At 40.6% G+C, this 14,767-nt stretch carries 12 protein-coding genes and 1 pseudogene; 7 read left to right on the top strand and 6 right to left on the bottom strand.

Going from position 1 to position 14,767, the window contains the following annotated elements; genetic code table 11:
• Window positions 1–123: 123 nt before the first annotated feature.
• Window positions 124–555 (bottom strand): DUF4279 domain-containing protein, encoded by a 432-nt coding sequence (locus tag A5N88_RS19940; protein WP_066269282.1) that lies wholly within the window; start codon window positions 553–555, stop codon window positions 124–126.
• Window positions 556–895: 340 nt separating this feature from the next.
• Here A5N88_RS19940 and A5N88_RS19935 point away from each other — a divergent pair, with 340 nt between their 5' ends.
• On the top strand, window positions 896–2,131 hold the full coding sequence (locus A5N88_RS19935; RefSeq protein WP_066269281.1) for an IS110 family RNA-guided transposase: 1,236 nt from the start codon (window positions 896–898) through the stop codon (window positions 2,129–2,131).
• Between the two features lie 529 nt (window positions 2,132–2,660).
• Here the strand turns inward: A5N88_RS19935 and A5N88_RS19930 are convergent.
• Both A5N88_RS19930 and A5N88_RS19925 read right to left on the bottom strand, forming a co-directional pair.
• A complete protein-coding gene (locus A5N88_RS19930) occupies window positions 2,661–3,317 on the bottom strand; it encodes a peroxiredoxin-like family protein (RefSeq protein ID WP_066269280.1) in 657 nt (218 codons plus the stop codon).
• A 317-nt stretch (window positions 3,318–3,634) separates the two neighbouring features.
• Window positions 3,635–4,117 carry a GAF domain-containing protein gene (locus A5N88_RS19925; RefSeq protein WP_066269277.1) on the bottom strand — a complete coding sequence of 161 codons (483 nt, stop codon included), beginning with the start codon at window positions 4,115–4,117 and terminating at the stop codon, window positions 3,635–3,637.
• Window positions 4,118–4,639: 522 nt separating this feature from the next.
• Here A5N88_RS19925 and A5N88_RS19920 point away from each other — a divergent pair.
• Window positions 4,640–4,972, top strand: coding sequence for a TetR/AcrR family transcriptional regulator (locus A5N88_RS19920; protein WP_066269276.1), 333 nt, complete (start codon window positions 4,640–4,642; stop codon window positions 4,970–4,972).
• 750 nt (window positions 4,973–5,722) lie between these two features.
• Here the strand turns inward: A5N88_RS19920 and A5N88_RS19915 are convergent.
• Together A5N88_RS19915 and A5N88_RS19910 are read right to left on the bottom strand one after the other, a co-directional pair.
• A pseudogene (locus A5N88_RS19915) lies at window positions 5,723–7,012 on the bottom strand (IS110 family RNA-guided transposase).
• Window positions 7,013–7,309: 297 nt separating this feature from the next.
• Window positions 7,310–8,422, bottom strand: a complete 1,113-nt coding sequence (locus tag A5N88_RS19910; RefSeq protein ID WP_232317600.1) for an FtsZ/tubulin family protein — start codon at window positions 8,420–8,422, stop codon at window positions 7,310–7,312.
• A gap of 202 nt (window positions 8,423–8,624) precedes the next feature.
• On the opposite strand from A5N88_RS19910, the gene A5N88_RS19905 reads away from it, so the two are divergent.
• Together A5N88_RS19905 and A5N88_RS19900 are read left to right on the top strand one after the other, a co-directional pair.
• On the top strand, window positions 8,625–9,590 hold the full coding sequence (locus A5N88_RS19905) for a C40 family peptidase (protein ID WP_066269275.1): 966 nt from the start codon (window positions 8,625–8,627) through the stop codon (window positions 9,588–9,590).
• A gap of 26 nt (window positions 9,591–9,616) precedes the next feature.
• Window positions 9,617–10,654 carry a YncE family protein gene (locus A5N88_RS19900; RefSeq protein ID WP_066269273.1) on the top strand — a complete coding sequence of 346 codons (1,038 nt, stop codon included), beginning with the start codon at window positions 9,617–9,619 and terminating at the stop codon, window positions 10,652–10,654.
• Between the two features lie 58 nt (window positions 10,655–10,712).
• Here the strand turns inward: A5N88_RS19900 and A5N88_RS19895 are convergent, their stop codons facing one another.
• On the bottom strand, window positions 10,713–11,495 hold the full coding sequence (locus A5N88_RS19895; RefSeq protein ID WP_083953230.1) for an enoyl-CoA hydratase/isomerase family protein: 783 nt from the start codon (window positions 11,493–11,495) through the stop codon (window positions 10,713–10,715).
• Window positions 11,496–11,975: 480 nt separating this feature from the next.
• On the opposite strand from A5N88_RS19895, the gene A5N88_RS25150 reads away from it, so the two are divergent.
• The 3 genes from A5N88_RS25150 (at window position 11,976) to A5N88_RS19880 (ending at window position 14,713) form a co-directional block, all read left to right on the top strand.
• Window positions 11,976–12,203, top strand: a complete 228-nt coding sequence (locus A5N88_RS25150) for a hypothetical protein (protein ID WP_157090735.1) — start codon at window positions 11,976–11,978, stop codon at window positions 12,201–12,203.
• Window positions 12,204–12,602: 399 nt separating this feature from the next.
• The gene (locus A5N88_RS19885) at window positions 12,603–13,484 is read left to right on the top strand and encodes a LysR family transcriptional regulator (RefSeq protein WP_066269271.1); all 882 of its coding nucleotides are present in this window, start codon (window positions 12,603–12,605) and stop codon (window positions 13,482–13,484) included.
• 17 nt (window positions 13,485–13,501) lie between these two features.
• A complete protein-coding gene (locus tag A5N88_RS19880) occupies window positions 13,502–14,713 on the top strand; it encodes an MFS transporter (protein WP_066269270.1) in 1,212 nt (403 codons plus the stop codon).
• Window positions 14,714–14,767: the final 54 nt, after the last annotated feature.

Raw genomic sequence — 14,767 nt, 5'->3', positions numbered from 1 at the left:
AATTTTTTTGATCACAACAATGTTGCACAAAACTGCCCCGTTAGTAACATAAGAAAAAGGCTACCGCGGGCAACCCCACTGTTTAACACAAGCAACCATTAGTGGAAAAAAGTTTTCTCTTTTTTATTTGGCAATATCACTTTCATAAGGATTAGAGTACAAATCTACATCAAATTCAGCTTCAATAGTGGAAGCGAATTTGATGGTGTCTTTATCCAGATAAAAAGCAGGGGTATTTCCCTGCTCTATTTTGACAACGATAAAGAATTTACACTCCACAGAATATGTCTCTTTAATTTCGTTAATCGTTGATGACTTATTTTGTATTTTACCTACAATTTCTTGGAGTTGGTCATTTACATCACGTGAAAGTTGGTAGCCTGTTCCTAAATCCCAACTCGTCTCTTTTCTGTAACGAACAGTGGAACGATTGGGAATTAAATCACCTTTTTTATAAGCTTCAGTAGGCATTACTTCTAACTTTTTAGTAACGTCATCTATTGGAAAGTCATCTCCATACAAGCTGAAATAAACATTTACTTGAGTTTTATTCAAGCATAATTTCCCCTCTCAATAAGACTCATTTTGCATCTTTTAGATACAATTATAATACCATTCCTTCTTCCACTAACCTGCCCGTTCGTATTATAAGGTTAACCAGAATGCTAAATATTTCTGGTTGACCTTATTTATTTTGGTCTTATTATATCAGTAGCCAGGGTAGAACGTAACTGCCCGTGGGGCTTAGACCCCGTCAGCTAAACCGTTCACCCCCTACTTGTAGAAACATGATTGAGGCTGGTTGGGACATCGATCTCGCATAACAAGCGAAGCTGTGACACTGCAGGGAGGATTTAGGGGCACTGGTAAATATGAATGCTTAGGAGGAATGAAAATGAATCCAGTCGTCGGTCTGGATGTATCAAAAGGAGAAAGTCAGGTTCAGGCTTTTTTAGAGAAAGGCAAACCATTTCGTAAGAGTTTTAAGGTTTCTCATAACTTGGAGGGTCTTAGTTTACTTGTAGAGTTTCTGGAGGAGGTGAAGAATGAAACAGGCCAAAAGCCACCCATCGTACTGGAAGCAACCGGGCACTATCACTCCCCTGTTGTTCAATACTTGGAGGACCGTGGATATTTATTGATAATCATTAATCCATTGATTTCTTATAAGGCTAAAAGTTCAAGCCTTCGGAAAGTAAAGACAGATGCGATTGATGCATACCATCTCTGCGAGCTATTTTATAAAGAGGACCTTGAGCCGTATAAAAAGCGAGGAGTTCAACTTTTAAACCTTCGGAACCTTACTAGACAGCATGAGAATATTACTGGGGTATTGATTCAAACTAAACTACAATTTCAAGCCATTCTGGATCAGGTCTTCCCTGAATACAGAGGTGTTTTTGGTGACTTATATTCGATAGTATCATTATTGACTCTTTTAACGTTTACCTCATCTCAAGATATATTGGAGGCAAGTGTAGAAACTGTTGCCGACAAAATAAATGAATTATGTAAAAGTCGTTCCTCTCGATGGGCTAAAGAAAAAGCTATTCAACTAAAGGCTGCAGCAGAACGAAATCCGTTTGAAAAAACAGTTTATCAGAGTCATATTTTAAGTCTCGGTATGTATATAAACATCATTCTTCAATACAAAGGGCACCTATCCAAGTTAGAGTCAGAGATAGATGCCCTCGCTAAAGAAGTTGAAGAATATACTATTATCAAATCTATCCCTGGTATCGGAGAAAAGATCGCGGCAACGATCATTTCAGAAATTGGGGAGATAGATCGATTTACTGATCCCAAAAAGTTGGTCGCTTTCGCTGGTGTGGATCCTAGTGTATTCGAATCTGGTAAGTTTACCGCCACGAAAAATCGAATCACGAAAAGAGGATCCAGCAGGCTTCGTCACGCCTTATATATGGCTGTTCGATGTGCGATACGTGACTGTCGTAAGAGTAAAACAAGCGACGAAATCATTCCACGAAACAAGAAGTTACGGGAGTTCTATGATAAGAAACGTGCAGAAGGCAAACCTTTTAAAGTAGCTGTTATTGCCTGTGTAAACAAGCTCTTACATTGGATTTATGCCATACTTAAAAGCAAAACAACTTTCCAAGATATAGCCTAGAATCTAATTCCAACTAAATAACGTAAAACCTTCCAACTCTAGATTAACGGAGGGTTATTTGGCATGCCTATTTTTAGTATATCACTTGGTTTTTAAAATTTTTATTGAAAAATATTGACAAACTATTAGCTGGTTTAGCTTACCAAAGAAAAAGTGACCTCCGTAGCGTTCAAAACCGATTATAGGACAGTAAGTTTTTCCTATTTAACCTAGTGGTTCTAAACCGAATCTTAGGTTACGCTGCTTTAGATACTGGTTTAATTCTACTACCGCTAGCTCTAGCATCGGGCGTTATGATGCCAATCGGAGGGCGTTTCAACAAAAAATGGTTCCACTCATTCAAGATCAATGAGTGGAACCATTTTTGTTTTTTTGCTAGTTATGTCCCAGCCCCATTCCTTGTATAGGTCTATAAACATTATTGAACGCAATTTTGGGAAATATGACAGTATTAGAACCCGTTACGCCGAGGTAACTTCTTTTTTCCTTTATAAACATCTAGAAGGATAGATTACACGACATCCTAATTTTATTTTTGGAGTTGCTTTAATACATCATGTATTTCTTTCGGTTCAAGACGCTTTTTGAAATCAGGATCCAAATGAGCGAGACGAATCACACCGTTCATATCAATAACAAATGTTCCTGTTACAGGCAATGTCCAGGATTCGTCTGCGTTAATTTGTGGAAGATTTAGTTGGTCTCCCATAGTTTTATACAAATTGATTAAGTAATTCGGTAACCGGTATGCCAGGTTATAATTTGTGGCAACCTTACTTCCTACGTCGCTTAATACTTGGAAAGTCAGGTCATTTTTATCTTGCGTGTCAAGTGATGCGTCAGGTGATTGTGGGCTAATGGCAAATAATTGAGCACCAGCTTCATGAATTTGATCAAGGACTTGCTGATACGCTCTTAATTGCATATTGCAATAAGGGCACCACCCTCCTCTGTAAAATGTAACAATGGCAGGTCCTTTTTTTAGCTCCTCTGAAAGTTTCACGTTCATACCTGTTGCGTTTGGTAAATCAAAATCAGGTGCCTTATCGCCTTCGTTTAGCCCTTTTGCAAAATCATTTTCTTCAATTTCTTTAATAGATTTGTCAAATAACGCCAATACATCAGGAGGGAAGTTATTCTTTGATTCCTCTGATAAGTTTAATAATCTTTTGGCTAAGTTTTCCACGTAAAAAACCTCCTATAAAAATTTTTAGTTGCTTTTTACAGCAATGATTAAAACTAATTAAACGATAATTCTTCTCAACAAAACGATAGTTAAAAAATTTTCTCAGTAGCATTTGAGCTTATTCACCTTGGACGTACACCATCGAATTTTTGAATGTCTCATCTGCTGTAACAGCATCAATGAAAATTTATGCTTTGATAAGGGAAGAACAGGATTTTTTTAACAATCGGTCTTGAAAAAAAATTAGATAAAAAACGTTAGTGTAACTTTATAAATATCTTCTAACACGGTGCGGTCGGGCATGTGCTCTTTATCATTTAAAGAGATTCCATTAAGATGTCTACAATCTCTTTTAACTTTACTTGGTCTAGTTCATCAAAGCGATTTTTTTCTGGGGAATCAATATCAAGAACCCCAAGGAGCTGCCCTTCTTTTAGTATCGGTATCACGATTTCAGATTGGGTTGCAGAATCACAGGCAATGTGACCAGGGAATTGATTGACATCATCTACCCGGATGGTCTCCCCTTTCATTGCAGCAGCTCCACAAACTCCTTTACCAAGAGGAATCCGAACACAAGCAGGAAGACCTTGAAATGGGCCTAAAACAAGTTCATCATTACTGTCCATTAAATAAAATCCTACCCAATTGATACGATCTAAAAATTGGTTTAAAAGTGCGGATGTATTGCTAAAATTCGCAATTCGATTTTTCTCATCATATAATAAAGCCTTTAATTGTTTTTTTAAGAGTTCATAATTTTCAAGGCGGCTTCCTTTATACATTTCGACGTTAAACATGCTTTTTCACCTACCCTTCATAAATATTATATTAATTATCAAAACCACAAGGAAATGGGCATAATTCCTGGACATTTTCACAAAAAATCCCTAGTGGAGTCAAAGAATCATCCAGATAATTCTTTGGAATTAAACAGCGAAGTTGCAGTATTTATATAATGGCTTCTTTTGAAATTTCTTTATATCTGTCAAGGTTATTTTTTGAGGATCACAGTCGAGAATATAGCTCCTGCAGATTACTTCTTTCGTCAACTAGACGAGTGATTTTCATCATAGAAGTAGGATGATATAAAAAGAAGGAATTTCAGATAGGGGTACCACCCAATACCCATCAAGCTAAGCACAACTCGTACCTCTGTTGCTCCCAGCATTAAAACTCTTCCCTTGAGATTAAGTTAATTTTAGTATTTCTGGCTAATTAAACAATAAAATTTTTTTGGAGTGTTTACTCCATTTTTCTCGCAAATCAATCTTAACGATATTTTTTTGGATTGTCAACTCCATTTTTGTTATACTAAAAGTATGGAAAAACAAAATGAAGTTAAGAAACTAAAAAGAAGGCTAACGAAAAAGGGAGAAGAGACTCGTACTCGAATTGTTACCGCCGAAGCCAAATTGATGTTTGAACAGGGTGTTGCTGGTACACGCGTGGAAGACGTTCAGAAAGAGGCTCAAGTTAGCTCGTCCCAGTTATATCATTATTTCAAGGAAAAGCGAGAGCTAGTTCATGCTGTTATTATTTATCAGACTGAACAAGTGATGAGTATGCAAGAGTCTTTGGTGATCCATCTAGATAGCATGGAGGCGCTACGAACCTGGCGTGACGCAATCGTACAGCTTCAGAATGACCGGTAATGCCTAGGGGGATGTCCAATAGGCTCACTTGCCAGTGAATTATCAGACGCTGAGCCGGAAGCTCGATCTGAGCTCGCAGCTGGATTTTTGAAGTGGGAGTGAAGAGTACAGTACCCAAATGGAACTTGCTCGCCCATTCAAGCAGCAGGGGAAGGTCCTTTAAATAATTCTCATATTGCAAATCATACATCGCTGGGTCCTTGTATTTCTCCATATTATCCTCAAATATTTTTCTATTTACGTCCATTCAGTCTCACACACCTTATAAAATACAATGTTTTCCAATCTATCTTCTATAAAGTGTTGAATAAATCCTTCTTCCACTCCCTCAGTTTAATACGATTTTCTCCCGAATACTCGCTTTTTCGCAGGATTTCATAACCATTGATATAGGAATAACAATTAAATGAAATGAGGTCAGATCATTAAGGCTTCGTGAAGGCATAGTTAAATAGAGGAGTAAAGTGTAACTCCACAATTTACCATATAATGTACATGCTCCACGCCGCCCCTGGAGGCTTTCCCTCCCATGTCTCAACGGGTCAATCGCCCTCTCATTCCTTCGTCATGCCTATCCAAGGGGTGGAGGCCAGTTATGCTAAACTGATGGGTCCGTGCCCTTTCGTGCAAGAAATCTGGTACTCCGTACATATTTGAAATCCTACGAATAAGCCAACATTCGGTAAAAACAAGTTTATATTATACATATCCATCCTTAAAGGGGACGAAAAATCATCGCTTCTGTAATTATTAGGCCGCCAACGGTGATAATGGTTGAAGTTTATCAGGACAATAGATTTCATTACGTCGAGAAATACCTACAAAAATTCTTGCCAACTTTCCAATTAGCTTCATAATGGATTTCATTTTCTTCATTTTTTTACTTTAACATTATGAGAATGTAATGCTTTAAATTCTTGGTTGTTCATGACAAGGCTCATTGTTGCTAAGTAAAGGAATCGTCGCAATCTCGATCTTCCGCGTTTAGAAATGACAATTTGGCCTTTCCACTTTCCTGAACTTGCTTCAGCTAGATGCAATCCTGCATGCCTTAGTAGAGAATTACCGTGGGAGAAACCACTTAAATCTCCTGCCTCACCTAATATGCCAGCCAAAGATATTTCACTAATTCCTTTGATGGTAAGCAGTTTCTTAGCGAAAGGAATTTTGTTTAACGCTTCGGTAACTTGTTGTTCAACTCTTTCGAGTTGTGTTACAGCTAAATCATATTCCTCTAATAACTGTTCTAAATGAAATTTATATGCATCAAGTGCTTGTCTAGTACCGACAGATTTCTTAGCTAATTGAAGGAGTAATAGGGCTTTTTTTAATCCAGGCTGCCTTTTCATTATAGATTTCCAACCTGCAATAACCTCGTGAGGCTGCATAGTCTCTAAGTCCATGGGGGACGGAAATAAACGGAGGGTTGCGATTGCCCCCTTAGCCTTAATATCTTTAAACACCTGTCGGAGCTCAGGAAAAACAATATCTACCCACCGATTTAATTGATTGATAGAGCTAACAAGGCGTTTAACTACTACATCACGGTTAGACATAAGAACCCTTAGTTTTTCGAATGATTATGTTGTGTACCTAATCTCTGAGTAGTAACCGTTCTTCACCATATCTGCTATAACTAAAGCATCCTTTTTATCGCTTTTTGACTGGGTATTATCACGGTTTTCTTTATTCTTTTTTACTAAATGAGGGTTTCTGTTACAACCTCAATATCTTGTTTAGAAAGCCATTTTGAAAGATTGATCCAGTAGTGTCCAGTTGGTTCCATCCCAACAATAGCTTCATCTAGGTTGTTTAATCTTTGAAGATGTTTAATCTTTGAAGATGTTTAATCCATTTTAGTAAACTAGCAAATCCTTCTTCATTATTATTGAATGTAAGTGGATCACCGACTACAATTCCACGGAAATTTACGGCTCTGGCCACGTGAAATTGTTGGGCTATATCCACGCCAACAACAAGATGTTTAACGGAAATTCTTTCTATCAGTTGATTTTGTTTGTTTTGCATTTTAAACTTCATAGTAGGGTTCCTCCTAAGGTTGTGAGTTAGAGTGGTGTCTATACTCATATCTTACTGAGGAGCCCTATTTTTTTCAAAGAATGCTAACTGGGTACGTTCGTGGAAAAAGCTCCACAATTAACACTACAATTAGCTTAGTTCAATGGGGACTAGGCTATTTTGATTTTCTAAAGGAAAACGCACCGCATATACGGTGCGAATAGATATGCATTTTTAGTTGTAAAATCAAGTTTTGTGATAGGAAACAGAACCCGTTAGCTTATCACGGTCATACTCAAATCCTCATTAACACAAAGGCTATCTCTGGTATTTTGAAAGCTTGGAAGACACGGAGCTTTCCTGTTTTACAGGTTTTTTAATTTTTAAATTGGATGCCCAGGAGATGCGGGATTCGTACTTTTGGGTGTATTCATTGCTGACAAGAGTTTGTAAACGATCTTTGTTTTTCTCGAGGGATTCCTCAAGAGCAAATAGTCTGCGCGAAGGAAATGGCAGACCGGCTAAAACGGTGGTGATCGTAGGGTCCGTTTCCGTGACATAGGTTCCTTCAAATAATTGCAGCGGTTCTCCTACTCTTTCAAATATGGCCGGCACATTAATCAGCTTGGTGAAATGCTCAGGACCTTCAAAAATAAGGCCGGCCCGAATAACGCCTGTTGATTCTACAGGGCAAAAGATCGAATTGGCCCAGGAACGATGGATTTTGCTGGTCACATCTGAAGTGGATTTGGCGTCTGTAACGACGGTTGAAGAGATGATCGTAACACCTCTTGTATTAAGAATATTAATAAGGTCCGTCTCATCCAGATTCCCGTAAAAGGAGCTTTTCTGTGTAATCTGCAATACGCTGTTTATGGCCTCCATTACCTGATGATTCGATGCAGCATAAATCTGCTGCTTGCTGGATTGTGGATTCATCTTGCGCACTTGATCATTGTCTACCAGAAATACTGAAGCAAGCCCCTCTATTTTGGAAAGCTCCTGGACACATTCAGCTGTATTGATTCGATTGCCCGCAAGCACGTTTCGCTCTGGTACAATCGCAATCGCACCCACACTGATATCAGGCAGCTGGTCTGTTAATAAATCAATTAATAACGGGCTCATACCCGACCCGGTACCCCCATCTGTAGAAAAAGCCACCAATAGCAGATTGATATCTTTAAAGGATTGCTTTACAAACGAAATGATCTCGAGATAGTGATCCTGAATCGCTTTTAGCCCTATTGAGCGGTCCTGCCCTGCTCCATTATATCCCGGCACAAAATACTTCTTCTCCACTCTTGTGTTCACTAAGCCATCACGCTGATTCGTATTGATAAGGGCGGTTGGAAAGCCCATGGTTGAGGCAATCTCAGCAACATTCCCGCCCGCCTGGCCAACGCCCAAAATTCCGATTGATTTCACCATATCATCGCCTCCTTCTCTACTATGATAATACTCAGGAATTATAAATTTAGACTTGTTCCTTTCAAAAATGAGGGAATTGCTCTTCCTTCGTTTATTATTTTTTAAAATGTAAAATTATTTATTTTAATTATTCGCATAATTCCAGATGCGGTATATGATATAGCAGAACACCACTGCTATTTTTCACAAAAAGAGGGGAATTATGAAACTTAAAAAAACAGTGTTGGGCATTACTCTTGGACTTTGGATGCTTATAGCTGCATTATCTTTCTCTCCATCTGCTCATGCAGACAGCAGCACGGATGGTAATTCATTTTGGACAGGGACATGGTCAAAACACTACAACCACCTTGATTTAGCGCCTTCTCTCCAAGGGGATATTTTATTTGGATATGATAATGGATGCAATTACGGTGCGTTTTCTCATACTGCACTCGTGGCCCAAGGGTCCTCTTATTCTAATGGAAGTTGGGATGGGCCGATTGTAGAATCTACAGACCGAGGTTCCTCCAACTCAGTTATCACGACTGGAAAACAATCAGACTTTCAAGCTTATGATGCTGCATCCTTAACCTTTTTTAACAAAAAAGGGTATAAATTTAGCGGGCCGTCTGTCGTTAAAAATGCATTGAGCCATTCAGGTCCGTACAGCTGGTTAGCCAGTTATACCAGCAATGATAAATGGTATTGTTCAAAATTAGTTTCCCGGGCAGTCCATGATTACAATGGGTATAATCTGGGGTTTATTGTAAATGGCTCCCTCATCACGCCTGCTGCTGTATGGTATGACAGTGCACTAGGACAGCGCAGTCAATCAGTGTCCAGCGCATATGATGGAGGAAGTGTCTGGACTGCCAGCAGGACGGAAATCTCTTCTAATGCTGAACCGGTTTCCAGCACGAACGCTTCCGAAATAAGCTATAAAGGAGTCGAAGTAGCAGCCATTCATTTTAATGCAGCTGATAAAAACATAATAGACGCACGCTTGAGCGAGGAAAAAGCTGCGGGGAAAAATGATGATCAAAGCACAGGCAATACAATTGTCTTGCCCGATGCAAAGCCTGGTTTAATGAAATACTTATCTTCCCTATACCATTCTGGCGTTAGCAAAGTGGAAATTCAGAAAAAGTGGAATGTAAGTAATGATGAAATGGCTCAAATCCATTAAGACTTTTATTTACAAAGGAGATCCTCATGCCTAAAAAAAGCGTGTATGCATGTTTCCTACTTTTCCTTTGCCTCCTATTAACCAGTTGTACACTAGGTAATTGGGAAAATCAAATCAACGAGGAAAGCGTAATTTATGGATCCGGCAGGAATGCAGAACAAAATCTTACAGTAGCAGACCCCGTCACATTGAAAACCATCAAAACCATTAAAGTGACCAACGGGTGGACGAACAGAATTTATATGGACAGCAGCCGGAGGATCTGGATTCCCATTGTCAACAAACCGGATATGACTCATCAGGATGATAGAGTGTTTATTTTAAATAATAATGGAAAAATAGATCAGGTTACAGTTGGATATGCGCCCCATTACATCTTCTTTAAAGGGAAGATGACCTATGTTGTTTGTGACGAAGATGGAAAAAATCCCTCCATTTATCAAATTGATCAACATTTACAGGTCAAAAAAATAATAACGGTTACAAACGGCGGTTTAATAAGCAATGCTGTGTTTGATGGAAGAAATCTATATTTCAGCAGCTACCGGGATTTAGGGAACTATAATTTCTATCCTTTCCTTGTGAAGGTCTCCTTAAGTGGCCAGGTCCAGACAGAAAAGCTTTCAAAAATGAAATGCGGCTTAAACAATTTATTGCTTTTCGAGCATAAATTGATTTTAGGCTTAGAAGCTCCAAAGAAAGACGATTCCACCTTGGTGATGTATGATGCTGGAACGCTCAAGAAAATTAAAAACCTACATTATTATGAGTCCATGGTGGGAGATATCCTTTCAATTGGCAACGGGGACATTGCTGTAACGAACTTTACCCGATTGAGCTTTAAAGGTCAGAAAGTTACAATCTTGAACGTCAAAGAAAACAAAGTGATAAAAACCTTTCATACCACCTATCCCGTAGAAGCTTTAAGCTATGTGAATCACCAGTTTATTGCGGTTGACAATGATCACGACAAACTTGAAGTATTAGATGAAAACGGGAAATCCAAAGGAATAAGGAATATTCCCACGCAGGTTTTCAATATGATTCTCAGACCTGCCAAATAATCTCCTTTCGTGCATAAAAAAGAGGATAGAATGAACTTCTATCCCTCTTTGTTTTTTCCTACTTTCCTTTAAAAGCCGGCTTCCGCTTCTCTTTAAAAGCTGAGATTCCTTCTTGATGATCTTCGGTTTCAACCATTAAGGTTTGAAGTAATCGCTCCTGTTCCAAGACTTCTTCCAGCGAGGATGTAAACGATAAGTCCACCAGCTTCTTTTGCTTCCCGAATGCCCTGCCCGGCCCGTGTGCCAGTGTAAGGGCAAATTTCATCGTTTCTTCCTGCAGTGATTCAAGCGGGTACAGGAAATTGATTGCACCTAATTGATAGAGCCGTTCAGCAGGAATGGGCTCAGCCGTAAAGAAAAATTGCTTTGCCAGGTGAGGGCCAACTAATTGCGGAAGAAGATAAGAGCCTCCTCCATCAGATATTAATCCGACCTGAGAAAAGCTAAGCGCAAATTTACTATTCTCTGCTGCTACTATGAGATCACACGCAAAAGCCAAATTGGCACCTGCTCCAGCAGCAAAACCATGCACAGCTGCAATAATCGGCTTTTCTGTTTCTTTAATCAATAAAATAAGCTCATTCAACTTTCCGATATGTTCATAAACCTCAATACCCCTCGCTTGTCCCATGCCTTTTACATCTCCCCCGGCACTAAAAGCACGGCCGGCACCAGACAGCACAATCACCTGAACATCCTCATCTGTCCCCGCATTCCGAATAGCATCCTTTAAACCCAAAATCATCTCAGGACTAAAGGCATTCAGGCTTTCAGGCCGATTTAAGGTCAGAGAAAGCACCGGCCCCAACTTTTCCACTACTACATGCTCCATATCCTTCATCCTTTCCATCCTCTTTTTCTTCCACGTAAAATACTAACCAGTTGGTATGTTACAAATCTATTATACATTTACTATTCAAATAATTGCATTAATTAACTAAATAAGTTTTCTTTAATGGCTGATGATGATTGAAGTGAAAAGCGAGTGCCTGAAGCACAAATCAACCTGCAGAATGACCAGGGCACTTCCTTTGTATTTCGTAAACACCTATGTTGATCTGAATCCAAAGTTGATTGGAGCAGAAGGCACGAGACTCCTGCGGGATCAGCGTGCTTGCGGAGACCCAGCAGGAGAACTGCAACGAGGGGACTCCACTACCGCCCCGCGGAAAGCGAGTGCCTTCAGCGGAAATCAACCTGCAGGAAGTTCTGGGCACTTTCCATGTCTTTGTCTCTCTTCACCCCGCAGGAGAACTGCAACGAGGAGACTCCCAGCCGTCTCAAGGAAAGTCAGTGACTGCAATAGAGAGTAATCTGCAGGATGACCAGGGCACTTCCTTTGTATCTCGTAAACACCTATGTTGATCTGAATCCAAAGTTGATTGGAGCAGAAGGCACGAGACTCCTGCGGGATCAGCGGGTTAGGGGAGACCCCGCAGGAGCGCAGCGACGAGGAGGCTCCACTACCGCCCCGCGGAAAGCGAGTGCCTTCAGCGGAAATCAACCTGCAGGAAGTTCTGGGCACTTTCCCTATCTCTGTCTCTCTTAACTCTGCAGAAGCATTGTAACGATGAGAATCCCAGCAGCACCAAGGAAAGTCAGTGACTGCAATAGAGGGTAATCTGCAGGATGACCAGGGCACTTCCTTTGTATCCTCTTTAACACCTATCTTGATTTGAATCCAAAGTTGATTGGAGCGGAAGGCACGAGACTCCTGCGGGATCAGCGTGTTAGGGGAGACCCCGCAGGAGCGCAGCGACGAGGAGGCTCCACTACCGCCCCGCGGAAAGCGAGTGCCTTCAGCGGAAATCAACCTGCAGGAAGTACAAACTCAGAGACAAAACAATAACTTCTATGCATGAATTTGATGCATATTAACAATTAGAAGTTATGGAAAAAGAAGCGTATGATAAGAATAAAAGGAAACTAAAAACGATGAGGTATCCAAATGGAATGGCATCAAATCAACTACTTCCAAACCGTCGCCAAGGTTCAGCACATCACCCGAGCGGCCGAACAATTATCCATATCCCAGCCCGCACTCAGCCGTTCAATCGCAAAACTCGAAGAAGAACTCGGTGTTCAGCTTTTTGACCGGAAAGGCAGAAACATTTATTTGAATCGATACGGAAACATGTTCCTGCACCGTGTCGAGCAGTCGATTAAACAGATTGAAATCGGGAAACAAGAAATATGGGATGAAATCCACCCGGACAGCGGAACGGTTTCTTTATCCTTTCTCCCTTCACTCGGCATCAGTGTAGTACCCGAAATAATCAGCTCTTATCATCAGAAGCACCCCTATGTGAAATTCCAATTACACCAAGCCTCAAATCGGCAAATCGTGGACCATTTAAAATCCAGGAAAATAGATTTGGCCCTGATTACCATGCTTCATGAAGATCACGAGATAGAATGCCGTCCTCTTTTATCGGAGGAGCTGTTTTTGATTGTTTCAGTTGATCACTGGCTGGCAGACTATGACGAAGTAGATTTGGAAATGGTTAAAACGGAACCCTTCATCTCTTTTAAAAAAGTGAATGAGATGCAGACAATCATTAATCATTTATGCGAAGAGGCAGGCTTTACGCCGGATGTCGTATTTGAAGGAGAAGAAATTGGAACGGTTTCCGGGCTGGTCGGGGCAAAATTAGGAGTTTCGTTAGTACCGGACCTTCAGGTATTAGATAAAAGCAGGATAAAGCTTATCCGGGTAAAGCAGCCGGTATGTAAAAGAGAGATCGGAATTGCCTGGCTGAAAGGAAGCTATACCTCGCCTGTTGTGGAAGGCTTTATCCAGTATGTAAACAACATGTTTCAAACCAATTAAAGGAGCTAGCATCAATCATGAATTATATTCAACGGGGAACGCGCAAATTCAAAATGGCTGCTCTAGCTTTATTCGCTGGCGGCTTCAGTACTTTCGCCATACTATGGGGAACACAGCCCCTTCTTCCCGATTTATCCAGGGAGTTTCATGTGTCGCCTGCCGTTTCCAGTTTAAGTCTTTCCTCTACCACCATTGCATTAGCCATTAGTATTTTAATAGCCGGTTCATTATCAGAGGTATTTGGCAGAAAGTCCATTATGACCATTTCTTTGGCTGCCTCCTCCATCCTCTCCATCCTAACAGCCTTTATGCCCAATTTTCAGCTGCTGATTCTATGCAGAATCTTGCAGGGCATTACGCTTGCGGGGCTGCCTGCTGTCGCAATGGCTTATTTAGGAGAAGAAATTGAGCCAAAAAGCCTTGGAATGGCCATGGGCTTGTATATTAGCGGGAATTCTATCGGCGGGATGGCAGGCCGTATTATAAGCGGGATATTGACAGATTACTTTAGCTGGCATGCCGCTTTAATTGGCATAGGCATCATCAGCCTGCTAGCCAGCCTGGTTTTCTGGCTGATTTTGCCTCCATCCTCTCATTTCGAGCCTAAGAAATTAAACATAAAGCAGCTGGCAGTCTCACTGTTCAGCCAATTTAAAGAGCCCGGCCTTGTCTATTTGTTCCTTATTGGATTTCTTGTAATGGGAGGCTTTGTTTCACTCTATAACTATATTGGATTTCAGCTCATCAAACCGCCCTATTCACTCAGCCAAACCCTAGTAGGCTTTATCTTTATTGTTTACCTGGTCGGAACGTTTAGTTCAACCTGGATGGGGATGCTTGCAGATCAACACGGGAAAAGAAAAATACTGCAGCTCTCCTTAGTCATCCTTTTGGTGGGAGTTTGCATCACGCTGAATACAAATATTTGGCTGAAGATAATAGGAATTGCCATCTTTACCTACGGCTTCTTTGCGGGACATTCCATTGCGAGCAGCTGGGTTGGAAAAGCAGCCACTCACGATAAGGCGCAGGCCGCTTCGTTATATTTATTTTTCTATTATGCGGGCTCCAGTATCGGCGGGACGGCAAGCGGAACGTTCTACAGTTATTATGGCTGGATCGGCGTTGTCGGGATGATTGTGGTGTTAGCCGTGATTTCCATCATCCTTTCCATTCGCTTAGGCATTATTGTAAAAAGAAAAGTAAAGCTCAGTCCGCATAAGCTTTAAGAGCACTTGCTGGTAACGGGTATTGGTTTCCACTATAAAAAGCAGAAGAAAAGG

Origin of the sequence: Heyndrickxia acidicola (assembly GCF_001636425.1) — a bacterium.
Taxonomy (GTDB): Bacteria; Bacillota; Bacilli; order Bacillales; family Bacillaceae_C; genus Bacillus_AE; species Bacillus_AE acidicola.
This window is presented reverse-complemented; position numbering and strand designations above follow the sequence as displayed.

Bases quoted from the DNA above. Each gene is read 5' to 3' on its own strand.
- A5N88_RS19900 (WP_066269273.1), top strand. From the start codon at position 9,617: ATGCCTAAAAAAAGCGTGTATGCATGTTTCCTACTTTTCCTTTGCCTC.
- A5N88_RS19920 (WP_066269276.1), top strand. From the start codon at position 4,640: ATGGAAAAACAAAATGAAGTTAAGAAACTAAAAAGAAGGCTAACGAAA.
- A5N88_RS19925 (WP_066269277.1), bottom strand. From the start codon at position 4,117: ATGTTTAACGTCGAAATGTATAAAGGAAGCCGCCTTGAAAATTATGAA.
- A5N88_RS19910 (WP_232317600.1), bottom strand. From the start codon at position 8,422: ATGGTGAAATCAATCGGAATTTTGGGCGTTGGCCAGGCGGGCGGGAAT.
- A5N88_RS19905 (WP_066269275.1), top strand. From the start codon at position 8,625: ATGAAACTTAAAAAAACAGTGTTGGGCATTACTCTTGGACTTTGGATG.
- A5N88_RS19880 (WP_066269270.1), top strand. From the start codon at position 13,502: ATGAATTATATTCAACGGGGAACGCGCAAATTCAAAATGGCTGCTCTA.
- A5N88_RS19935 (WP_066269281.1), top strand. From the start codon at position 896: ATGAATCCAGTCGTCGGTCTGGATGTATCAAAAGGAGAAAGTCAGGTT.
- A5N88_RS19895 (WP_083953230.1), bottom strand. From the start codon at position 11,495: ATGAAGGATATGGAGCATGTAGTAGTGGAAAAGTTGGGGCCGGTGCTT.
- A5N88_RS19885 (WP_066269271.1), top strand. From the start codon at position 12,603: ATGGAATGGCATCAAATCAACTACTTCCAAACCGTCGCCAAGGTTCAG.
- A5N88_RS25150 (WP_157090735.1), top strand. From the start codon at position 11,976: ATGACCAGGGCACTTCCTTTGTATCTCGTAAACACCTATGTTGATCTG.